The organism is Variovorax sp. CF079 (genome assembly GCF_900101545.1).
GTDB lineage: Bacteria > Pseudomonadota > Gammaproteobacteria > Burkholderiales > Burkholderiaceae_C > Variovorax.
On the sequence record NZ_FMZU01000016.1, the window covers coordinates 121,333 to 140,312 of the forward strand.

Below are 18,980 nucleotides of genomic sequence, written 5' to 3' on the forward strand. Positions count from 1 at the left end.
TGATTGGTTCCAATCCGAATTTCAAGCCCGATTGATATGCTTGGCATATGAAAGAAGCCTGGATCGACCTACGCGCCTGGCGCCAGTTCCTCGCGGTGGCCGAGGAGCTGCATTTCGGCCGCGCCGCCGCGCGCCTGCACATGACGCAGCCGCCCGTCACGCAGGCCATCGCGCAGCTCGAAAAAACGCTGAGCGTGCGGCTGTTCGACCGCACCCGGCGCCGGGTCGCGCTCACGCCCGCCGGCGAGGCGCTCTTGCCCGAGGTGCGCGAGCTGCTGGCGCGCGCGCAGGCGCTGCCGGTGCGGGCGAAGGCGGCGGCGGCCGGTGAAGTGGGGCGCGTGCGGCTCGCCTTCGTCTCGACCATCGGGTTCGAGCGGCTGCCGGCCTGGGTGCGCGAATTCCGCGTGAGCTGCCCCGAGGTCGCGCTGGAACTGGTCGAGGCCACCGGCGACGTGCAGCTCGAAGCCTTCGCCCGCGGCGAGATCGATGCCGGCCTGATGCTGCATTCGCCCGGTTTCGCGCCGCCCGGCCTGGAGCGGCTCGCGGTGTCCGAGGAGCCGCTGGTGCTGGCGCTGCCGGCGAAGCATCCCCTGGCCCGGATGCCGAAGCTGCCGCTGGCCGAGGTGCTGGCCGAGCCGCTGGTGATCTTTCCGCGCCGCATCGTGCCCTCGCTGCACGACGCGATCTTCGGGCTCTACCACGCGGCCGGCCTGGCGCCGCGGGTTGCGCAGGAAGCGATCCAGATGCAGACCATCGTGAACCTGGTGTGGGGCGGACTCGGCGTGGCCTGGGTGCCGGAGAGCGTGACGCAGTTCCGGCGCGCCGGCGTGGTCTACCGCGCTGCGACCGAGTTCGCGCCCACTGGACGGCGAAAGACCGCCGTCTTGCCCGGCTGCGAGACCAGCCTGGTCTGGCCCGGCCACACCGACAACCCGGCGCTCGCCCGCTTCGTGCGATTCGTCCAGGAGCAGGGACTGTCACATCCGTGGGCACAATAGGCCGATGCTCACGTACCCGCAGATCAATCCCGTCGCCCTGCAGCTCGGGCCGATCGCCATCCATTGGTATGGCCTGACCTATCTGGCCGCCTTCGCGCTGTTCTACTTCCTCGGTACGCGCCGGCTGCGGCACGAGCCCTTCCGTTCCATCACCGGACCGGGCGCCTGGACCCGCAAGGACCTGGAGGACATCCTCTTCCTCGGCGTCATGGGCGTGATCGTCGGCGGCCGGCTCGGCTATTGCCTGTTCTACAAGCCCGGCTACTACCTCACGCACCCGCTGGAGATCTTCTTCGTCTGGCAGGGCGGCATGAGCTTCCACGGCGGGCTGCTCGGCGTGATCGCCTCGATGCTGTGGTTCGCACGTTCGCGTGCGCGGCCGTACTGGCAGGTGATGGATTTCGTGGCGCCCTGCGTGCCTACCGGGCTGGCGGCCGGGCGGGTGGGCAATTTCATCAACGGCGAGCTGTGGGGGCGCTTCAGCAGCCCCGACCTCCCATGGGGCATGGTGTTTCCGCAGAGCGGATCGATGCTGCCGCGCCACCCCTCGCAGGTCTACCAGTTCCTGCTCGAAGGCCTGCTGCTGTTCGCGATCCTCTGGCTCTATGCACGCAAGGAACGGCGCGAGCGGCGCGTGTCGGCGGTGTTCCTGATCGGCTACGGGCTGATGCGCTTCATCGCCGAATACTTCCGCGAGCCCGACGACTTCCTGGGCCTCCTGGCGCTCAACATGAGCATGGGGCAGTGGCTTTGCGTGCCGATGATCGTGTTCGGCATCTGGCTCTATGCCAGTGCACCCGCGGCGCGCTCAGCCGCAGCAGTGGCACGCGGCTGAGCGCGCCGCGGGCGCCAGGGTATCTCCGGAGGCAGGGATGCTTTGCCTTCTTGCGTCCGAGTTCTCATAATTACGCGTAATTACCGAAAATCACCGACGAAGCTCCCGATCTTTCATCCGCCATGCGCCTGGTCCACAACTCGCTGCACCACGAAGTCGCCGCCACGCTGCGTGAGGAGATCTTCGCCGGCACGCTGGCGCCGGGCGGCTTCGTCGACGAGGCGGCAGTGTGCGAGCGGCTTGCGATCTCGCGCACGCCGCTGCGCGAGGCGCTCAAGGTGCTGACGGCCGAGGGCCTGCTGCGGCACGAGCCGCGGCGCGGCTGCTTCGTGGCCGAGGTCACGCAGCGCGACCTGGACGACATCTTTCCCGTCATCGCGCTGCTCGAAGGGCGCTGCGCCTGGCAGGCGGCGCGCAACGCCAGCGATGCCGAGCTGCTGGCACTCGAAACCATGCACGACAAGCTCGCGAAGCACGCACGCGCCAAGCGCATCAACGAGTACTACGCGACCAATTTCGCGATCCACGAGGCGATCATCATGCTGGCCGACAATCGCTGGCTGGCGCAGGTGATCGGCGATCTGCGCAAGATCCTCAAGCTCGCGCGCCTGCAGCAACTGCATGCGCCGGGGCGACTCGAACAGAGCCTGTCCGAACATCTCGCGGTGTTCGCCGCGCTGAAGGCGCGCGACAGCGACGGCGCCGAGGCCGCGATGCGCACCCACCTGAACCGCCAGCGCGAAGCCCTGCGGGCCATCGCGCTCCAACAGAAAGCGAAGCTGATCTCATGAATGCCAGCGGCTGGATCACCCGCAGCGTCTCGCGCCTGCGTCCTGGCAGCGATGCCGCCGAAGTCAAGAAGCCCGCAGCGTCCGAAGCGAAGCCGAAGCCGGCGCCCAAGGTGGCCGCCACCGTCGGCCCGCGCCCGCTGGCCGAACGGCTGGAGGCCACGCTGCGCCGCCATGGCGAGGCGCTGGCGCCGCGTGCCTTGCGGCGCGCGCTCACCGAGTTGCAGGCGGTGGTCGACTCGAGCGTGAGCGAGGTGGAAGCAGGACGCCGCGCCCATGCGGTCGTGAAGTGGTACGCCGGGCGCGAGCTCGACGAGCGGCGCGACGTCTGGCTGCTCATGAGCGAACGCTTCGCGCCCGATCTGCAGAAGGTCAGCAGCGCGCGCGACCGGCACGGGGCCGCGATGGGTACGCCCGACGAGGCCCAGGCCGAGGTGCACCTGCGCCGCGCGCTGGTCTCGCCGCGCGCGCGGCTGCTGCAGCGCTTCGCCATCGACCCCGACGGCATGCGCTTCCTGGTCGATCTGCGTGCCGAGCTGCTGCCGCACCTGAAGGGCGACCGGCGCCTCCTGCCGCTCGATGCCGAGCTCGAGCACCTGTTCTCCACCTGGTTCGACGTCGCCTTTCTGGACCTGCGCCGCATCAGCTGGGATTCGCCGGCCTCGCTGATCGAGAAGCTGATCCAGTACGAGGCGGTGCACGACATCAAGAGCTGGGCCGACGTCAAGAACCGGCTCGACAGCGATCGCCGCTGCTACGGCTTCTTCCACCCGCGCCTGCCCAACACGCCGCTGATCTTCGTCGAGGTCGCGCTGGTCGACCACATCAGCGAAGGCATCGTGCCGCTGCTCGACGAAGCCGCCGCGCCGGTCAAGCACGACCGCGCGACGACTGCGATCTTCTATTCAATCAGCAACACCCAGAACGGCCTGCGCGGCGTGAGCTTCGGCGATTCGCTGATCAAGCGCGTGGTCGAGGAATTGCAAAAAGAGATGCCGCGCCTGAAGATCTTCGCGACGCTGTCGCCGGTCCCGGGCTTTCGCGGCTGGCTGGCGAAGAACGCGGGCTCCCTGCTGGAGCGGCTCGACGAGAAGCGCGCGACCGAGCTGGGCCGCGTGATCGGGTCCCTGCCGCCCACCGCCGAGCGCGTGCTGGCGGCGGCCGAGGAGGCGAGTGCGCTCGATGCCAAATCGCCGGTGCGCCAGCTGCTGATGAATGCCGCCGCCGAGTACCTCGGGCGGGCCACCGCCGAGGGCAAGCCGGTCGATCCTGTGGCGCGCTTCCACCTGGGCAACGGCGCGCGGGTGGAGCGGCTCAACTGGGCCGGCGATCCCTCGCCCAAGGGGCTGAAGCAATCCTACGGACTCATGGTCAACTACCTCTACGATCTGAAACGGCTCGACAAGCACCGCGCCCTGCTCGCACAGGGCAAGGTGGCGGTGTCGGGCGAGGTCGACGATCTTTTTCTCAAGGGCTGAGGCCCCCGACGGTTCATCACAAAAGGAGACAAGGCAATGACCCCAAGCTTCCAGCGGCGCGACATATTGCGCCTGGCCGCGGCCGCGGCCGCCGTTCTGGGCGGCGGCGCACGCGCCCAGGCCAGCTGGCCCGCCAAGCCGGTGACGATGGTGGTGCCCTTCCCGGCCGGCGGCGGCACCGACGCCTTCGCGCGGCCCTTGTCGGCGCAGTTCGCCAAGGTCGCCGGCCAGACGCTGGTGATCGACAACCGCGGCGGCGCCGGCGGCACCCTGGGCGCGAGTATCGCGGCCAGGGCGCAGCCGGACGGCTACACGCTCTTCATGGGGGCGGTGCACCATGCGATCGCGCCCTCCGTCTATCCCAAGCTCGACTACGACATCGAGAAGGATTTCGTGCCGCTGATGCTGCTGGCCAGCGTGCCGCAGGTGGTGGTGATCAACCCGAAGCGGGTGAGCGCGACCACGCTCAAGGACTTCGTCGCCGAGGCCAAGAGGAATCCCGGCAAGCTCAACTACGCCTCGGCCGGCGCCGGCACCTCGCACCACCTGGCGGGCGAGCTCTTCAAGCTGCAGACCGGCACCTTCATCACCCACATTCCCTACCGCGGCGCGGGTCCGGCGCTGCAGGACCTGATCGCCGGCAATGTCGACTGCATGTTCGACGGCCTGGGCTCGTCCTCGCAGCACATCAAGGCCGGCCGCATCAAGGCGCTGATGATGTCCGGCGCCAAGCGCAACCCGGCGTTTCCCGACGTGCCCAGCGCAGCCGAGGTCGGCCTGCCGGACTACACCGTGACCACCTGGTACGGCCTGTGGACGCCGAAGGGCACGCCGGCCGAGGTGCAGGCGAAGATCGTCGACGAGATGAAGAAGGCGCTCGCCACCGACGAGCTGAAGGCCATCTGGACCAACAACGGCGCCGAGATCCCGAACCTCGTGATGGCGCCCTATGGCAGCTTCGTCAACTCCGAGATCAGGCGCTGGGCCGGCGTCGTGAAAGCTTCTGGCGCCAAGCTGGAATGACGGCCTCGGTCAGGCTCGAGCGCGAGGGCGCGCTCGCCTTCGTGACGCTGGCCCATCCCGGACGGCTCAATGCCATGTCGCGCGCGATGTGGCGCGAACTGCGCGCCGCGTTCGAGCAGGAGCTCGCGCAAGACGACGCCACGCGCTGCGTCGTCGTGCGCGGGGAGGGCGCTGCCTTCTGCGCCGGCGGCGACATCTCCGAGTACCCCTCCTTCCGCTTCGATGAAGCCAGCCTGCGCGACTTCCACGAGAACGAGGTCTGGGGCGCGCTGGCCGCCATGCTGGCCTGCGAGCTGCCGCTGGTCGCGCAGATCGAGGGCGCCTGCATGGGCGCCGGCCTGGAGATCGCGAGCTGCTGCGACATCCGCCTGGCCGGCGAATCATCGAAATTCGGCGCGCCGATCGCGAAGCTGGGCTTTCCGATGGCGCCGCGCGAGGCGGCCCTGGTGCGTGTCGCCATCGGCGACACGCTGGCGCGCGACATGCTGCTGGCCGCCGGCGTGCACGATGCGCGCCGCCTCTACGACGCTGGCTTTGTGCTGAGCGTGCTGCCGGATGCGCAGGTCGCTGCGGGAGCGCTGGCGCATGCGCAGCGCATCGCCGCGCTGGCGCCGGAGGCTGCGCGCCTCAACAAGCGGACCTTCTTCGCCGGCACGGTCGACCGGCTGCTCGCCAGCGCCTACGATTACGCCGATTCGCCCGAACACCGCGAGGGCATCGCCGCCTTCCTCGCCAAGCGCAACCCCGTCTTCTGACCATGACCGAAACGACCAACGCCAACCTCTACGCCGCGCTGCGTGCGGCCTTCCCCGCCGATCTCGATGCCATCGCGGTCGAGACCGACGACGGCCTGTTCTATTCCTGGCGCGACCTGGAGCGCGCGAGCGCGATGATCGCGAACCTGCTCGACGCGCTGAAGCTCGACAAGGGCGCCCGCATCGCGGTGCAGGTCGAGAAGTCGGTCGAGGCCATGCTGCTCTACCTCGCGACGCTGCGCGCGGGCTACGTGTTCCTGCCGCTCAACACTGCCTACCGCGGCGCCGAGATCGAGTACTTCATCGGCAACGCCGAGCCGGCGGTGGTGGTCTGCAGCAGCGCGAATGCATCGTGGGTGGCGCCGATCGCGACCGCGGCCGGTACCCGCCACGTGTTCACGCTCGATGACGACCGCACCGGCACGCTGCTCGAAGTGGCGGCGCAGTGCAGCGACCGCCACACCGTCGCGCAGAAGAAGGACGACGACCTCGCCGCCATCCTCTACACCAGCGGCACCACCGGCCGCAGCAAGGGCGCGATGCTCACGCACCGCAACCTGCGTTCCAACGCCGAGGTGCTGAAGGACTACTGGGGCTGGCACAGCGGCGCGCAGGGGGAGGGCGATGTGCTGATCCATGCACTGCCGATCTTCCACGTGCACGGCCTCTTCGTCGCCATCCACGGCGCGCTGATCAGCGGCAGCAAGATGATCTGGCTCAACAAGTTCGATCCGAAGCGCGTGGTGGCCCGGCTGCCCGAGGCGACCGTGTTCATGGGTGTGCCCACGCTCTACGTGCGCATGCTGGCCGAGCCGGGGCTGACGCGCGAGGCCTGCAACGGCATGCGTCTTTTCATCGCGGGCTCGGCGCCACTGCTGATCGAGACCTTTGAGGCCTGGCGCGAGCGCACCGGCCACACCATTCTGGAGCGCTACGGCATGAGCGAGACCGTCATGCTCAGCTCCAACCCCTACAGCGCGGTGCAGGGCCAGCGGCGCGGCGGGACGGTGGGCTTCCCGCTGCCCGGCGTCCAGCTGCGCGTGCGTGACGATGCGGGCGAGCCCTGCCCGACGGACGAGATCGGCCACATCGAGGTGGCCGGCCCCAACGTGTTCGCCGGCTACTGGCGCATGCCCGAGAAAACCAAGGAAGAGTTCACCGCCGACGGCTATTTCAAGACCGGCGACGTCGGCAAAATCGACGGGCTCGGCTACGTCAGCATCGTGGGCCGCGGCAAGGACCTGATCATCAGCGGCGGCTACAACGTCTATCCGGCCGAGATCGAGGGCTACATCAACGAAATGGCCGGTGTGGCCGAGAGCGCGCTCGTGGGCGTGCCGCATCCGGATTTCGGCGAGGTCGGCGTCGCCATCGTCACGCCCAAGCCCGGTGCGGCGCTCGACGGCGACGCGATCATCGGAGCGCTCAAGAAGAAGCTGGCCAACTTCAAGATCCCCAAGCGCTGCTTCGTCGTCTCCGAGCTGCCGCGCAATGCGATGGGCAAGGTGCAGAAGGCCCTGTTGCGCGAGCAGCACAAGGGCTTGTTCGTCTAGCTGCCGCTGCCGTAGGGCCGCGTGAGGATCTCGAGGTTGTGGCCGTCGGGATCGTTCCAATAGACGCCGCGGCCGCCGTCGCCGTGGTTGATCTCGCCGGCATGGCGGTGGCCCGGGTCGGCCCAGTAGGGCAGGCCGCGTTCGCGGATACGGCCGAAGATCTGGTCGAACTCGGCCTCGCTCACAAGAAAGGCCAGGTGCTGCCATGGGATATCGCCCTCGACCTGCATGTAGTCGAGGGTGACGCCGTTGTCGACCTCGACGCCCTGGAAGGGGCCGAAGGGAACGGGCGCACCGCGGCCGAGGATCTCTGCCAGGAACACCGCGGAGGCCCGTGGATCGCGGGCCCGGACGATCGTGTGATTGAGCTGGATGGCCATGCGGTGGATGGTAGCGCCGGGCGCGGGTTAGCGCTGTGGCATGCAAGCTGCTTTCGACGTAAGTTTTCGCCTCTCGCCCCGCATCCTCGGAGGACTCGTGAACCGCCTGCTCAGCACCGACGCCGTGCCGCGCGATCAGCGGCTCGCGTACTGGACCGACATGATCTGCAACATCTATGTGCAGCTCGGTTGCGATCCGGTGCGCAACGGCCCGCCGGGCGACTTCGAAGGCAGCATCCGCCAGCACACGCTGCCGGCCCTCGACGTCTCGGTGGTGCGCTCGGGCGCGCAAAGCGTCATGCGCACGCCGGGCCACATCGCGCGCTCTTCCGACGACTATTTCCTGGTCGGTATCCAGACCCGCGGCCATGGCGTGGTGCGGCAGGACGGGCGCGATGCCGTGTTGGCGGTGGGCGACTTCGCGCTCTACGACAGCACGCGGCCCTACCAGCTCTTCTTCGACGACGCCTTCGAGCAGATCGTGCTCAAGCTCCCCGGCGAGCGCCTGCGCAGCGAGCTGCGCGACACGGAAGCGCTCACGGCCACGGCGGTGTCCGGCCGCGAGGGCGCGGGCCACCTGCTGATCAACATGATCGGCACGCTGCGCGAGGACATCGATGCGCTGCAACCGGCCTCTGCGCTGGCGGTTGCGAACGGCGTGCTCAGCATCCTCGTGGCCGGCCTGCAGACGCTGCCCGCGGCCCGCTCGCCGAGCCTCAGCAACCTGGCCGCCTTCCATCTCGCGCGCATCAAGCGCCGCATCGACGCACAACTTGGCGATGCCGGGCTCTCGGTCGGCAGCCTCGCGGCCGAACTCGGCCTGTCGGCGAGCCAGATCCACCGCGTGTTCAAGAGCGAGCCGCTCACGCCTGCGCAGTACATCTGGGAGCGTCGCCTCGAGGCCTGCAGCCGCGACCTGCTGGAACCCCGCCTGGCCGGCCGCACCGTGAGCGAGATCGCCTATGGCCGCGGCTTCAACGATGCGGCGCATTTCAGCCGCGCATTCCGCGAACGCTTCGGTTGCGCGCCGCGCGAATGGCGGCTGGGCGGCGGCCGGCAGTGACGGCGACCCGCCGTCATGCCCAGGTGCGCATCTCGATCCTCAGCTGAGCCTTGATGCCGGGGGTGGTTCCGGGCGGCGAGACGACGGGAATCTTGAATGTCAGCGCGCCGGCCTGCGGGCTGACAGGCGCCGGAATTGCGGCCACATTGGGTGTCTGGCTCTGAAAGCCGTACTGCAGCCGCCAGCCTCCGGCCGCTGCAGGATCCGGAACGGCCTCCACGAGGATCTGGTCGCGATAGAGAAAGCCGCCCTCGAAGTGCTTGTTCAGCCAGAGCACGCCGTCGACTTCGTAGTCGGGCACCAGCACGTTGAGGTCGAATGCGAACGCGATCGAATTGCCCAGGTCGGGGCTGGCCCGGGTCGGATCGAGGAAGATCGAGAACAGGTGGGGGCTCGCCGCCTGGGCTGCCTTGCGCGCGATGCCGGGGCCTTGATCGGGAAAGAGGTCGTCGAACTTTCGCTGAATCGCGGAGTTCTCGCGCACCACCCTGCGGTGCAGCTGCCACTGGCTTCTGCGCAGGGTCGCGACGATCTCGAAGCGGTAGGAGGCGCGGACCGCGTGGCCGCTTTTTCTCTTCGCCTCCACCTCTTCGGGCAGGGCGACTTCTTCGATATCGAGTATTCCGTCGGTCCGCACCGAGCCGAAGAGAAAGCGCGTGAGGTTCTGGTAACCCTCCTCGGAATTGACGATGCCGTAGTGGCCCGAATGACTGCGGAACACGAACGCGCGCGGAGAGTCGACGCGCAGCCGGGGACCTTCTTCGGGCCCGACCATGCCGAAGGTCGTTGCGTTGTCCATCCGGACGAGGCCGTCGCTCGCGTCGCCCACGGCCCACGATGAAAGTCCCTGGAGCGCCAGATAGTCGGCGGGATTCGAGCCGACCAGATTGAACACGCGTTCGGCAGGAAAGTGCGTGAGTTCCGAGACGTCCGTCGCAGTCGGGGCGAGCTTCAGGTAGGACTTCATGGTGTCCCGGTTGAAGTTGGTGGCATCGCCGAGTGCGCCCCAGCCGGGCACATTGCGCACCACCCTGAGGTCGATGCCGTTGTGCGGCGTGGCGTAGGTGAACAGCTTGTCGACGGCGTCCCGGGCCTCCTGAGTGCCCAGCGTGTCGTTCTGCAGGAAGGCGCGGCATACCAGGCCGCCCATCGAATGCGCCACCAGGTAGATCTTGAAGTCCTTTTCCTCCACGCCGTTGTCGAGCGGGTCGCCCAGGATCGGATGCTTGCCGTTCTTCCTGCAGACGAGGGTGCGCATGCGCAGGATGAGCTCGCCGAGGTTCTGCGCGAAATGGGTGATCGGATGCGGCTGCCCGTCGCCGAACTCGTTGGAGGCGTCATCGTAGTAGCGCAGGATCGCGATCGACTGGTAGGGCAGCGTGATGTCGGAGCGCAGCGGCTTGGTCTTGTCGTCGGGATCCGGTGCGGTCAGGTCTTCGCCGTTCACGTAGACATCGTCGTACCACTGGTCCGAGCGCTCTCGGCCGGTGGCGGTGCGTCGCCAGATGATCTCGTCCTTCAGGCGCACGAGCGGCGACTCGAAGAAGTACCGGCGCATGGTGCCGTCCCAGATACGGCGAGACTTCGTGCTGCCGATGTTGAAACCCATGAAAGGGTCTGCCACCGTGGCCTCGATCTCGCTCTGCGTGCCGGCGAAGCCGCGAACATAGATGATGGGGTGGTACGGCGCGTGCGGATTGGCCATGCGATTTCTCCTGGCGCGGGCAGTCCGTACGAGTTCTTCACCGGCGCCGCGATACCGGGCGTTTATATGCCCGTCACCTCGTGCGCGACATCACTCGTTTGGTGTAGAGCGATGGATATGCGCCGGGCGCCGGTTGCCGGCGCAGCGGCGCGGCCCTACTGCACGAGCAGCACCGAAATGTCGGTCTCCGAAACGACCTTGGTCGCCACCGAGCCCATGAGGGCGCGGCCGAAGATGCCGTGGCCGTGGGTGCCCATCACGATCAGCTCGGCGCCGCCCGCGGTCGCGGCCTTCAGGATCTCTTCGGCGGCGTGGCCGTGGCGCGGCTCGGCGCGGTAGTTGCCGATGTCGTGCTTCGCGAAGAAAGCCTTGACGGGCTCGAGCACCTTGGCGTTTTCTTCCGTGTAGTAGTCCTGCACCACATCCTTGCTGAGATGGCGGACCGCATGGCCGGGCAGGCCGCTGCACACGTGCACCACGATCAGCGCATGGCCGTCGACGAACATGCCGCGATGGGCGGCCAGGTAGTCGAGCGCTTTCTGCGTATGGGAACTGCCGTCGACGGCGATCAGGATCTTCATGCACTGCCTCTCGTTCTCTTGCAACCTGCGGCGAAAGCGCCGCATGACAAGGTTATACGGCGAGGTGCCGCGCACGTACAGAGAAGCCGAGTAGAAGCCGAGTGGATGCAGGGGGCCTTGCGCTCAGCCGCGCAAGCCCTTCCAGAGCATGTAGGCCGCCAGCACGTAGAGGATGCTTGCGAACACGCGCTTGAGCTTCGACACCGGCAGGCTGTGCGCGGCTTTCGCGCCGAGCGGCGCAGTGAGGAAGCTGCAGACCGCGATCACGGCCAGCGCAGGCAGCCAGATGTAGCCGATCGAGCCGGCCGGCAGGTCCTGCACCGATTGGCCGCTGGCCACGTAGCCGAGCACGTTGGCCACCGCGATCGGAAAGCCCAAAGCGGCGCTGGTGGCGACCGCGTTGTGGATTGCGACATTGCACCAGGTCATGAAGGGGACGCTGATGAAGCCGCCGCCGGCGCCGACCAGGCCCGAGAGGAAGCCGATCGCGCCGCCGCCCGCGAGCTGGCCCGCGGTGCCGGGCATCTGTCGCGTCGGCTTGGGCTTGCGGTTCAGGAACATCTGCGTTGCCGAGAAACCGACGAAGAGCGCAAAGAAGACGGCGAGCGCCGAGCCCTTGAGCAGAGCGAACACGCCGAGACTGCCGACCAGGCTGCCGATCACGATGCCGGGCGACAGCCTTTTCACGATGTCCCAGCGCACGGCGCCGCGCCTGTGGTGCGCGAGCACGCTCGAGATGGACGTGAACATGATGGTCGACATGGAGGTTGCGATCGCCATCTTCACCGCCAGGTCGGCCGGCACGCCGCGATGGCCCAGGATGATCGTGATGAAAGGCACCATCAACATGCCGCCGCCGATGCCGAGCAGGCCGGCGAGAAAACCGGTACCGACGCCGAGCACGGCGAGTTCGGCGACCAGCAGGGGGGCGATCGTCATGAAAGGAGGCCTCTGAAAAAAGCCACGGCCCCGAATACGGGGCCGTGGCCGTCCAAAAAAGGTGTCTGCGAGTGAGGCCGGACTCGCATCCTGAACCAGGGTTCAGGTGGGCGAGGGCAGCAAGGCTTCGGGTTCATCTGACGCGAGATGATCACACCCGCCAAGCGATATACCAAGCCCTGCTCCGTAGAGCATTGGAACAAGGAAATATTAAGCCCGACACGCACCGCAGACGGAGTGGATTTTACGCCCGCAATGACGAGCGCATGTAGTCCGTCACAGCAAATGGTCGTCGCCGGCGAGGGCCTGGTCGAGGCGCTGGATCAGTTGTGCGGCACGGGCATCGTCGGCCGCTGCATCGGGACCCGCCGCAGGGGCGGCCGCCGGCGCGGCAGGCGCCGCGATCGTCGCTTCGCGCTGGGCCAGGTCGAAGGCGAGGTTCAGCGAGGCCAGCACTGCGATGCGGTCGCGCGCCTTCACCTTGCCCGCATCGCGGATCTTGCACATTGCGGCATCGACGCGCTCGACGGCTTCGCGCAGCTGCGGCTCGCCGCCTTCGGGGCAGCCGAGCAGGTAGCTCTGGCCCATGATCTGGACTTCGACTTGTTTCATCAGGAAGAGGGAGCGTCTTGAGAGGGTTCTGCCGGCAGCTGTTCGAGCAGCGCATCGAGCCGCGTGCGTGCCGCGGCCAGCCGCGACTTGAGCGCATCGCGTTCGCGCGTGAGCGCGTTCACCTGGTCTTGCAGCAACGCATTGGTGCGCTGCACTTCTTCGTGGCGCACAAGCAAACGTTCGACGCGCTCGGCGATCTGTTCAATACGGCTCGGTGCAGGCATGGGGGGCGATTGTAGTTTCCGGCGAGCGCGCTTTCGCACTTAAAATCCCGCGCGTTGGTGCTCGCGCCGCGGTTCACGCGGCGCAGTTCAACGGGAAGCAGGAGTCGAAGCCCCCTCGGGCCGAGCCAGCCTGCGCTGCCCCCGCAACGGTCAAGCAGACGGCACCCCTTCGGTGCCGCCCTCGTCAAGAAGCCACTGGGCGCCCTGAAACAGGCGCCTGGGAAGGCGACGGGGGCGCGCTGCCAGCCCGGATACCGGCCAACGAGGCGGCTGCCGCATGCGTGAAGCATGAGGCGGTCATGACGTCCAAGCACCGGCGGGGAAGCCGGTGACGGACATTGATCTCTTGTGTTTCCCATGATGACAACCTGCGTTTCTTCCGCACGCGCCGCCGGGCGCGCTTCGTCGCGTCCGCTGGCACGCCCCAGCGCCATTTCCCTTTCGGTTGCCGCGTTGCTGGGCATGCCCGCGCTCGCCTTCGCACAAGCTGCAGCCCCGGCATTGCCCGAAACGGTGGTGACCGCGACCCGCACGCCAACGCGTGCCGACGAACTGGTGTCGGACACGGTGGTCATCGATCGCGCGCAGATCGAACGCCAGGCCAGCCGCACGCTGCCCGAACTGCTGGCGCGTGTCGCGGGGGTTCAGATGTCCGCCAACGGCGGTGCGGGCAAGGTCAGCAGCGTATTCATCCGAGGCACCGAAGCCCGCCACACGATCCTGCTGATCGACGGCGTGCGCTATGGCTCCGCCACAGCCGGCACGCCCTCGTGGGACAACATCCCGGTCGAGATGATCGAACGTATCGAAGTGGTCAAGGGGCCGGCCTCGGCGCTCTACGGCAGCGACGGCGTGGGCGGTGTGGTGCAGATCTTCACGCGCAAGGCCAAGCCGGGCGAGGACTCGTTCAGCCCGCGCGCGTCGAGCACCATCGGCAGCGAAGGCTACAAGCAGATCACCGGCGGCTTCACCGGCGCCTCGGGGCCCTTCACGTACTCGCTCGACGCGCAGCGCACGATCGACAAGAGCTTCTCCGCGACCAACCGCAAGGTGCAGTTCGGCAACTTCAACCCGGACCGCGATCCTTTCATGCAGAGCGCCCTCAACGCGTCGCTGGGCTACCAGATCAATCCAGACTGGAAGATCGACAGCGGCCTGCTGTACTCGGAAGGCCTGAACCATTTCGACGACGGCCCCAATCGCGACACCCGCGCCGTTGTGCGCACCCAGACCGCGTACATCGGCGCGCGCGGCAAGGTGATGCAGAACTGGTCGACGCAGCTGCGCTACGCACAGAGCCGCGACTACACGCGCTCCATCGTCGCCGCCACGCTGCCGGGCCTGTTCGAGACCACGCAGGACCAGTACCTGTGGCAGAACGACATCGCGACGCCGATCGGCACCGTGGTCGCCGGCCTGGAACGCCGCGTGCAGGAGGTCAACAGCGACACCGCGTACGCAGTGACTAAGCGTGACATCGACTCGGCCTTCGTCGGCCTCAACGGCAGCGCGGGCGCCCACAGCTGGCAGGTCGACGCGCGGCACGACCGCAATTCGCAGTTCGGCGACAGCAACACCTGGTTCGCCGGCTACGGCTACCGGATCACGCCGAACTGGCGCGTCAACGCGTCGCACGGCACCAGCTTCGTCGCGCCTTCGTTCAACCAGCTCTACTTCCCCAACTTCGGCAACGCGGCGCTGCAGCCGGAAGAGGGCAAGAACACCGACGTCGGCATCACCTGGAGCCAGGACGGCCAGAGCGTGAAGCTGGTGCGCTACGACAACAAGATCCGCGGCTTCATCACCAACACCACCCGGCCCGAGAACATACCCCGCGCTCGCATCGAGGGCTGGACGCTGGGCTACGACGGCCAGTTCGGCCCCTGGGGCGTGCATGCGAACCTGGACTCGCTGGACCCGCGCAACGAGGGTACCGGCAAGCTGCTGCCGCGCCGCGCGAAGAACACCGTTTCACTGGGCATCGACTACGCCGTCGGCCCCTGGAAGTTCGGCGGCTCGGCGCTGCATGTGGGGCGCCGCTTTGACGACGTGGCCAATACGCGCAGACTCGGCAACTACACGACCGTCGATCTCTATGCCGAGTACCAGGTGGCGAAGGACTGGTCGGTGCAGGGGCGCATCACGAACCTCAACGACGTCACGTATGAAACAGCCTACGGCTACAACCAGCGCGGGCGCGCTGCCTACCTGACGGTGCGGTGGCAGCCGAAATGAACATCGCACGCCGCGAACTGATCCTCGGCGGTCAGCGCAGCGGCAAGTCGCGGCGCGCCGAAGGGCGCGCGGCCGAGTGGCTTGCGCGTTCTCCCGCGCACCACGCGGTGCTGATCGCGACCGCGATGGCGCACGACGACGAGATGCGCGAACGCATCGCCCGGCATCGCGAGGACCGCGCGCTGCGCGCGCCGGGCCTCGCCACCGTCGAGGAGCCGATCGCGCTCGGTCCCGCGCTGGCCCGGCTGAGCGCGCCGCATGTCCTGGTGGTGGTCGATTGCCTCACGCTGTGGCTCACCAACTTGCTGATGCCGGCGGCGTCCGCGTCTCACGGAAGCAGCGCCTCGCTGGAGATGGTGCAGGCTTCGCTGCTGCGTGCCCTGCGCGAAGCGCGCGGCCCGGTGGTGCTGGTCGCCAACGAGATCGGTCTCGGCGTGATCCCGATGGGCAGCGAGGTGCGCGCCTTCGTCGATGCGCTGGGACGCCTCAACCAGGAGGTGGCGGCGGCCTGCGAGCGCGTCACGCTGATGGCCGCAGGCCTGCCGCTCAGTTTGAAAGAACCCGAATGAATCCGCTTTGCAGGTGGGCGCTCGCGCTGGCCGCGGCGGCGCTGACGGTCGCGGCCCATGCCGTGGTCGTGACCGACGAGCGCGGCGTGCGCGTCGACCTGCCGCGGCCGCCGCAGCGCATCGTGAGCCTGCTGCCCTCGCTGACAGAATCGGTCTGCACGCTGGGCGCCTGCGAGCGGCTGATCGGCGTCGACCGCTACTCCAACTGGCCCGATGCCGTGCGCGCACTGCCGCAGCTGGGCGGCGGCATCGATCCGAACGTCGAGGCCATCGTGGCGCTCAAGCCCGACGTGGTGCTCCTGGCCAAGTCCTCGCGCGTCACCGAGCGGCTCGAGGCGCTGGGTCTCAAAGTGATCGTGCTCGAACCGAAGAGCCATGCCGACGTGCAGCGCGTGCTCGACGCGCTCGGCCAGGTGCTGGGCATCGGCGATGCGCAACGCGTGTGGCGCGCCATCGATGCCAGCGTGACGGCGGCGGCAGAGGCGCTGCCGGCGCGCGCGAAGAACAGGCGCGTGTACTTCGAGATCAACAGCGCGCCCTACGCGGCGAGCGAAGTCTCTTTCATCGGCGAGACGCTCGCGCGGCTCGGCGTGAAGAACATCGTGCCGGCTTCGCTCGGGCCCTTTCCCAAGCTCAATCCCGAATACGTGGTGCGCGCCGATCCCGACCTGATCATGGTCGGCGAGCGCAGCGCGCAGGGACTCGAGCAGCGGCCGGGCTGGGCTTCCATCCGGGCGGTGCGCGAAGGCCGCATCTGCCGCTTCAAGGCTGCCGAATCCGATGTGCTGGTACGGCCTGGCCCGCGCATGGGCGAGGCTGCACAGCTCATGGCGAAGTGCCTGCAGGACAAGGCGTGAAGAGCGAGCATCGCCGCGCCCTCTCGCTCGGCATCGGGCTGATGGTGCTGAGCGCCGCGCTGATCGTGCTGGGCGCAGGCATCGGCAGCACCGGCTTCGAGAGCGTGTTCGCGGCGCACCGTGATCCGGTCGCGCTGCAGATCGTGTGGGACATCCGCCTGCCGCGCACGCTGGGCGCCTGGCTCGCCGGCGCGCTGCTCGGCCTCGCGGGCGCGGTGGCGCAGGGCCTGTTTCGCAATCCCCTGGCCGACCCTTATCTGCTGGGCAGTGCTTCGGGCGCCTCGCTCGGCATGGCCGTGGCGCTGTCGCTGTTCGGCGTCTCGGCGGCCAGCACGCAATGGGTGGTGCGCCTGGGCCTGACCGGCGCGGCCTTTCTGGGGGCCGTGCTGGCGGTGCTGCTCACCCTGATGCTGGCGCGCGGCGTGCAGCAGACGCTCCGGCTGCTGCTGGCCGGCGTGATCGTCGGCGTGGTGCTCGGCGCCGCCAAGGACCTGATCACCATCGCATCGGCCGACATCCTGCAGGCGATCCAGGGGTTCATGCTCGGCAGCACGGGCCTGGTCGGCTGGAGCGCCTGCGGCGTGATGGGCGCGCTCGGCCTCGTCTGCCTGCTGCTCGGCTGGGCGCTGGCGCCGGTGCTCGACGGGCTGGCGCTCGGCGAGGCCACGGCCAGCAGCCTGGGCTTGCCGCTGGGCGCGATGCGCGCCGCGCTGGTGGCGGTGCTCGCGCTTGCCACCGGCACCGCGGTGGCGCAGACCGGGCTCATCGCTTTCGTCGGCCTGGCGGCGCCGCACCTGGTGCGCTCGGCCGTGAAGACCACGCATGCGCGCCTGATCGTGCTGTCGACCGCGATGGGCGGCCTGCTGCTGATGGCGGCCGACCTGCTGGCGCGCTGGCTGATCGCGCCGCAGGAGCTGCCGGTCGGCGTGCTGACCGCAGTGCTCGGAGGCAGCTATCTGCTGTGGCTCATGCATCGGCGCAGCGCGCGGGGAGGCTTCTGATGGAGCGGGTGGTCGCGCGCGGCATCGCGCTCGAGGCAAGGCAGGTCAGCGCGACGCTGGGCCAGACCGAGGTGCTGCATGGCATCGATCTCGCGCTCGCGGCCGGCCGCTGGACCAGCATCGTCGGTCCCAATGGCGCGGGCAAGTCCACCTTGCTCAAGGTGCTGGCCGGCCTGCTGGCCCATCGCGGCGAGGTGCGCCTGTTCGGGCAGCCGCTCGATGCCATCTCCGGCCGTGCGCGCGCGCGGCGGCTGTCGTGGCTCGGCCAGGGCGGCGCGGGCGAAGGCTCTGCCGATGACCTGATGGTCTACGACGTCGCCATGCTCGGGCGCCTGCCGCACCAGCGCTGGCTCGCCGCGCCCAGCGATGCCGATCGCGCGGCCGTCGAGCGCGCGCTGCGCAGCACCCAGGCCTGGGAGTGGGGCGGGCGGCCGCTCGGCCAGCTGTCGGGCGGCGAACGCCAGCGCGTGCTGCTGGCGCGTGCACTGGCCGTCGAAGCCGAACTGCTGCTGATGGACGAACCGCTCGCCAACCTCGATCCGCCGCACCAGGCCGACTGGATGGCGAGCGCCCGTGCGCTGGTGGCCGAAGGCAGGACGGTGGTCAGCGTGCTGCACGAACTCAATGCCGCGCTGGCGGCCGATGCGATGGTGGTGATGGCCAAGGGCCGCGTGCTGCACCATGGCCGCTGCGACGATGCAGCGACGCACCAGGCGCTCGAAGCGGTGTTCGACGGCCGCGTCACCGTGCATCGCGTGGCCAACCAGTGGCTGGCCGTACCGCACTGAACACTCAACCGGGAACTCCCATGCAGATCGAAACCCCACCCAGCGACAAGCCCTACGAGAAGCCCGAGGGCGAGCGCCGCGGCCTCGTGATCGTCAACACCGGCGACGGCAAGGGCAAGAGCACCGCGGCCTTCGGCCTCGCGCTGCGCGCACACGGCCGCGGCAAGGCCGTGAAGATCTTCCAGTTCATGAAGGTGCCGAGCGCGCGCTTCGGCGAGCACCGGATGTTCGAGCAGATCGGCATCCCGATCGAAGGGCTGGGCGACGGCTTCAGCTGGAAGAGCCAGGATCTCGAACGCTCGGCGCAGCTTGCGCGCGACGGCTGGGAGAAGGCGAGGGCGGCGATCCTCTCGGGCGAGCATTTCCTCGTGGTGCTCGACGAGATCACCTATCCGCTGATCTACGGCTGGCTGCCGCTCGAAGGCGTGCTGGAGACGCTGCGCACGCGGCCGCGCGAAGTCCACGTGGTGCTGACCGGGCGCCGCTGCCCGCCCGAGATTGTCGAGTTGGCCGATACGGTGACCGAGATGCAGATGGTCAAGCATGCGTTCAAGGCCGGTATTCCGGCGCAACGAGGCATCGAGGACTAGAGCTTG

20 protein-coding genes and 1 riboswitch are annotated in these 18,980 nt (G+C 68.3%); of the genes, 14 read left to right on the forward strand and 6 right to left on the reverse strand.

Features of this window, described 5'->3' with window-relative positions:
- Positions 1–47 precede the first annotated feature (47 nt).
- From BLS74_RS21605 to BLS74_RS21635, 7 genes are all read left to right on the forward strand, one after another.
- On the forward strand, positions 48–998 hold the full coding sequence (locus BLS74_RS21605; RefSeq protein WP_093109195.1) for a LysR family transcriptional regulator: 951 nt from the start codon (positions 48–50) through the stop codon (positions 996–998).
- A 4-nt stretch (positions 999–1,002) separates the two neighbouring features.
- Positions 1,003–1,833, forward strand: coding sequence for a prolipoprotein diacylglyceryl transferase (gene lgt / locus BLS74_RS21610; RefSeq protein ID WP_093109196.1), 831 nt, complete (start codon positions 1,003–1,005; stop codon positions 1,831–1,833).
- A gap of 122 nt (positions 1,834–1,955) precedes the next feature.
- A complete protein-coding gene (locus BLS74_RS21615; protein ID WP_093109197.1) occupies positions 1,956–2,624 on the forward strand; it encodes a GntR family transcriptional regulator in 669 nt (222 codons plus the stop codon).
- Positions 2,621–4,099, forward strand: a complete 1,479-nt coding sequence (locus tag BLS74_RS21620; protein WP_093109198.1) for a malonyl-CoA decarboxylase — start codon at positions 2,621–2,623, stop codon at positions 4,097–4,099. The genes BLS74_RS21615 and BLS74_RS21620 overlap by 4 nt, the downstream gene beginning before the upstream one ends.
- A 36-nt stretch (positions 4,100–4,135) precedes the next feature.
- Positions 4,136–5,122 carry a Bug family tripartite tricarboxylate transporter substrate binding protein gene (locus BLS74_RS21625; RefSeq protein WP_093109199.1) on the forward strand — a complete coding sequence of 329 codons (987 nt, stop codon included), beginning with the start codon at positions 4,136–4,138 and terminating at the stop codon, positions 5,120–5,122.
- A complete protein-coding gene (locus tag BLS74_RS21630) occupies positions 5,119–5,877 on the forward strand; it encodes an enoyl-CoA hydratase/isomerase family protein (RefSeq protein WP_093109200.1) in 759 nt (252 codons plus the stop codon). Before BLS74_RS21625 ends, BLS74_RS21630 begins: the two co-directional genes overlap by 4 nt.
- 2 nt (positions 5,878–5,879) lie before the next feature.
- Positions 5,880–7,430, forward strand: coding sequence for a malonate--CoA ligase (locus BLS74_RS21635; RefSeq protein ID WP_093109201.1), 1,551 nt, complete (start codon positions 5,880–5,882; stop codon positions 7,428–7,430).
- Here BLS74_RS21635 and BLS74_RS21640 read toward each other — a convergent pair.
- The gene (locus BLS74_RS21640; RefSeq protein ID WP_093109202.1) at positions 7,427–7,810 is read right to left on the reverse strand and encodes a VOC family protein; all 384 of its coding nucleotides are present in this window, start codon (positions 7,808–7,810) and stop codon (positions 7,427–7,429) included. The two genes, BLS74_RS21635 and BLS74_RS21640, sit on opposite strands and share 4 nt — an antisense overlap.
- Positions 7,811–7,907: 97 nt before the next feature.
- On the opposite strand from BLS74_RS21640, the gene BLS74_RS21645 reads away from it, so the two are divergent.
- On the forward strand, positions 7,908–8,873 hold the full coding sequence (locus tag BLS74_RS21645; protein WP_093109203.1) for an AraC-like ligand-binding domain-containing protein: 966 nt from the start codon (positions 7,908–7,910) through the stop codon (positions 8,871–8,873).
- 13 nt (positions 8,874–8,886) lie between these two features.
- On the opposite strand, the gene BLS74_RS21650 is transcribed toward BLS74_RS21645, so the two are convergent.
- The 5 genes from BLS74_RS21650 to BLS74_RS21670 all read right to left on the reverse strand — a co-directional run bounded on the left by BLS74_RS21650 (position 8,887) and on the right by BLS74_RS21670 (position 12,934).
- Complete coding sequence (locus BLS74_RS21650; RefSeq protein ID WP_093109204.1) at positions 8,887–10,578, reverse strand: esterase/lipase family protein; 1,692 nt, start codon at positions 10,576–10,578, stop codon at positions 8,887–8,889.
- Positions 10,579–10,733: 155 nt separating this feature from the next.
- Positions 10,734–11,159 carry a universal stress protein gene (locus BLS74_RS21655; protein ID WP_093109205.1) on the reverse strand — a complete coding sequence of 142 codons (426 nt, stop codon included), beginning with the start codon at positions 11,157–11,159 and terminating at the stop codon, positions 10,734–10,736.
- A gap of 123 nt (positions 11,160–11,282) precedes the next feature.
- The gene (locus BLS74_RS21660) at positions 11,283–12,098 is read right to left on the reverse strand and encodes a sulfite exporter TauE/SafE family protein (protein WP_093109206.1); all 816 of its coding nucleotides are present in this window, start codon (positions 12,096–12,098) and stop codon (positions 11,283–11,285) included.
- A 276-nt stretch (positions 12,099–12,374) separates the two neighbouring features.
- Positions 12,375–12,710 carry a cell division protein ZapA gene (locus BLS74_RS21665; RefSeq protein ID WP_093109207.1) on the reverse strand — a complete coding sequence of 112 codons (336 nt, stop codon included), beginning with the start codon at positions 12,708–12,710 and terminating at the stop codon, positions 12,375–12,377.
- Positions 12,710–12,934 (reverse strand): DUF904 domain-containing protein, encoded by a 225-nt coding sequence (locus BLS74_RS21670; RefSeq protein ID WP_093109208.1) that lies wholly within the window; start codon positions 12,932–12,934, stop codon positions 12,710–12,712. The genes BLS74_RS21665 and BLS74_RS21670 overlap by 1 nt, the downstream gene beginning before the upstream one ends.
- A gap of 38 nt (positions 12,935–12,972) precedes the next feature.
- Positions 12,973–13,212, forward strand: a riboswitch (cobalamin riboswitch).
- A 79-nt stretch (positions 13,213–13,291) separates the two neighbouring features.
- Between BLS74_RS21670 and BLS74_RS21675 the strand changes: the two genes are divergently transcribed.
- From BLS74_RS21675 to cobO, 6 genes are read left to right on the forward strand one after another with little or no spacing between them, the layout of a single operon-like run.
- A complete protein-coding gene (locus BLS74_RS21675; protein WP_244503950.1) occupies positions 13,292–15,169 on the forward strand; it encodes a TonB-dependent receptor domain-containing protein in 1,878 nt (625 codons plus the stop codon).
- Entirely contained in the window at positions 15,166–15,738 is a 573-nt protein-coding gene (locus BLS74_RS21680) for a bifunctional adenosylcobinamide kinase/adenosylcobinamide-phosphate guanylyltransferase (protein ID WP_093109209.1), read from the forward strand. The genes BLS74_RS21675 and BLS74_RS21680 overlap by 4 nt, the downstream gene beginning before the upstream one ends.
- Positions 15,735–16,595, forward strand: coding sequence for an ABC transporter substrate-binding protein (locus BLS74_RS21685; protein WP_093109210.1), 861 nt, complete (start codon positions 15,735–15,737; stop codon positions 16,593–16,595). The genes BLS74_RS21680 and BLS74_RS21685 overlap by 4 nt, the downstream gene beginning before the upstream one ends.
- Before the next feature lie 41 nt (positions 16,596–16,636).
- Positions 16,637–17,596 (forward strand): FecCD family ABC transporter permease, encoded by a 960-nt coding sequence (locus BLS74_RS21690; protein WP_244503956.1) that lies wholly within the window; start codon positions 16,637–16,639, stop codon positions 17,594–17,596.
- Positions 17,596–18,384 (forward strand): ABC transporter ATP-binding protein, encoded by a 789-nt coding sequence (locus BLS74_RS21695; RefSeq protein ID WP_093109212.1) that lies wholly within the window; start codon positions 17,596–17,598, stop codon positions 18,382–18,384. The genes BLS74_RS21690 and BLS74_RS21695 overlap by 1 nt, the downstream gene beginning before the upstream one ends.
- Positions 18,385–18,404: 20 nt before the next feature.
- Positions 18,405–18,974: a cob(I)yrinic acid a,c-diamide adenosyltransferase gene (cobO, locus tag BLS74_RS21700; RefSeq protein ID WP_093109213.1), complete on the forward strand. Its 570-nt coding sequence runs from the start codon at positions 18,405–18,407 to the stop codon at positions 18,972–18,974.
- Positions 18,975–18,980 lie beyond the last annotated feature (6 nt).

Coding starts and splice junctions, on each gene's coding strand:
- BLS74_RS21635 (WP_093109201.1), top strand. CDS start 5,880: ATGACCGAAACGACCAACGCCAACCTCTACGCCGCGCTGCGTGCGGCC.
- cobO (WP_093109213.1), top strand. CDS start 18,405: ATGCAGATCGAAACCCCACCCAGCGACAAGCCCTACGAGAAGCCCGAG.
- BLS74_RS21605 (WP_093109195.1), top strand. CDS start 48: ATGAAAGAAGCCTGGATCGACCTACGCGCCTGGCGCCAGTTCCTCGCG.
- BLS74_RS21680 (WP_093109209.1), top strand. CDS start 15,166: ATGAACATCGCACGCCGCGAACTGATCCTCGGCGGTCAGCGCAGCGGC.
- BLS74_RS21615 (WP_093109197.1), top strand. CDS start 1,956: ATGCGCCTGGTCCACAACTCGCTGCACCACGAAGTCGCCGCCACGCTG.
- BLS74_RS21665 (WP_093109207.1), bottom strand. CDS start 12,710: ATGAAACAAGTCGAAGTCCAGATCATGGGCCAGAGCTACCTGCTCGGC.
- BLS74_RS21650 (WP_093109204.1), bottom strand. CDS start 10,578: ATGGCCAATCCGCACGCGCCGTACCACCCCATCATCTATGTTCGCGGC.
- BLS74_RS21690 (WP_244503956.1), top strand. CDS start 16,637: ATGGTGCTGAGCGCCGCGCTGATCGTGCTGGGCGCAGGCATCGGCAGC.
- BLS74_RS21625 (WP_093109199.1), top strand. CDS start 4,136: ATGACCCCAAGCTTCCAGCGGCGCGACATATTGCGCCTGGCCGCGGCC.
- BLS74_RS21620 (WP_093109198.1), top strand. CDS start 2,621: ATGAATGCCAGCGGCTGGATCACCCGCAGCGTCTCGCGCCTGCGTCCT.
- BLS74_RS21630 (WP_093109200.1), top strand. CDS start 5,119: ATGACGGCCTCGGTCAGGCTCGAGCGCGAGGGCGCGCTCGCCTTCGTG.
- BLS74_RS21675 (WP_244503950.1), top strand. CDS start 13,292: ATGATGACAACCTGCGTTTCTTCCGCACGCGCCGCCGGGCGCGCTTCG.
- BLS74_RS21670 (WP_093109208.1), bottom strand. CDS start 12,934: ATGCCTGCACCGAGCCGTATTGAACAGATCGCCGAGCGCGTCGAACGT.
- BLS74_RS21660 (WP_093109206.1), bottom strand. CDS start 12,098: ATGACGATCGCCCCCCTGCTGGTCGCCGAACTCGCCGTGCTCGGCGTC.
- BLS74_RS21655 (WP_093109205.1), bottom strand. CDS start 11,159: ATGAAGATCCTGATCGCCGTCGACGGCAGTTCCCATACGCAGAAAGCG.
- BLS74_RS21695 (WP_093109212.1), top strand. CDS start 17,596: ATGGAGCGGGTGGTCGCGCGCGGCATCGCGCTCGAGGCAAGGCAGGTC.
- lgt (WP_093109196.1), top strand. CDS start 1,003: ATGCTCACGTACCCGCAGATCAATCCCGTCGCCCTGCAGCTCGGGCCG.
- BLS74_RS21640 (WP_093109202.1), bottom strand. CDS start 7,810: ATGGCCATCCAGCTCAATCACACGATCGTCCGGGCCCGCGATCCACGG.
- BLS74_RS21685 (WP_093109210.1), top strand. CDS start 15,735: ATGAATCCGCTTTGCAGGTGGGCGCTCGCGCTGGCCGCGGCGGCGCTG.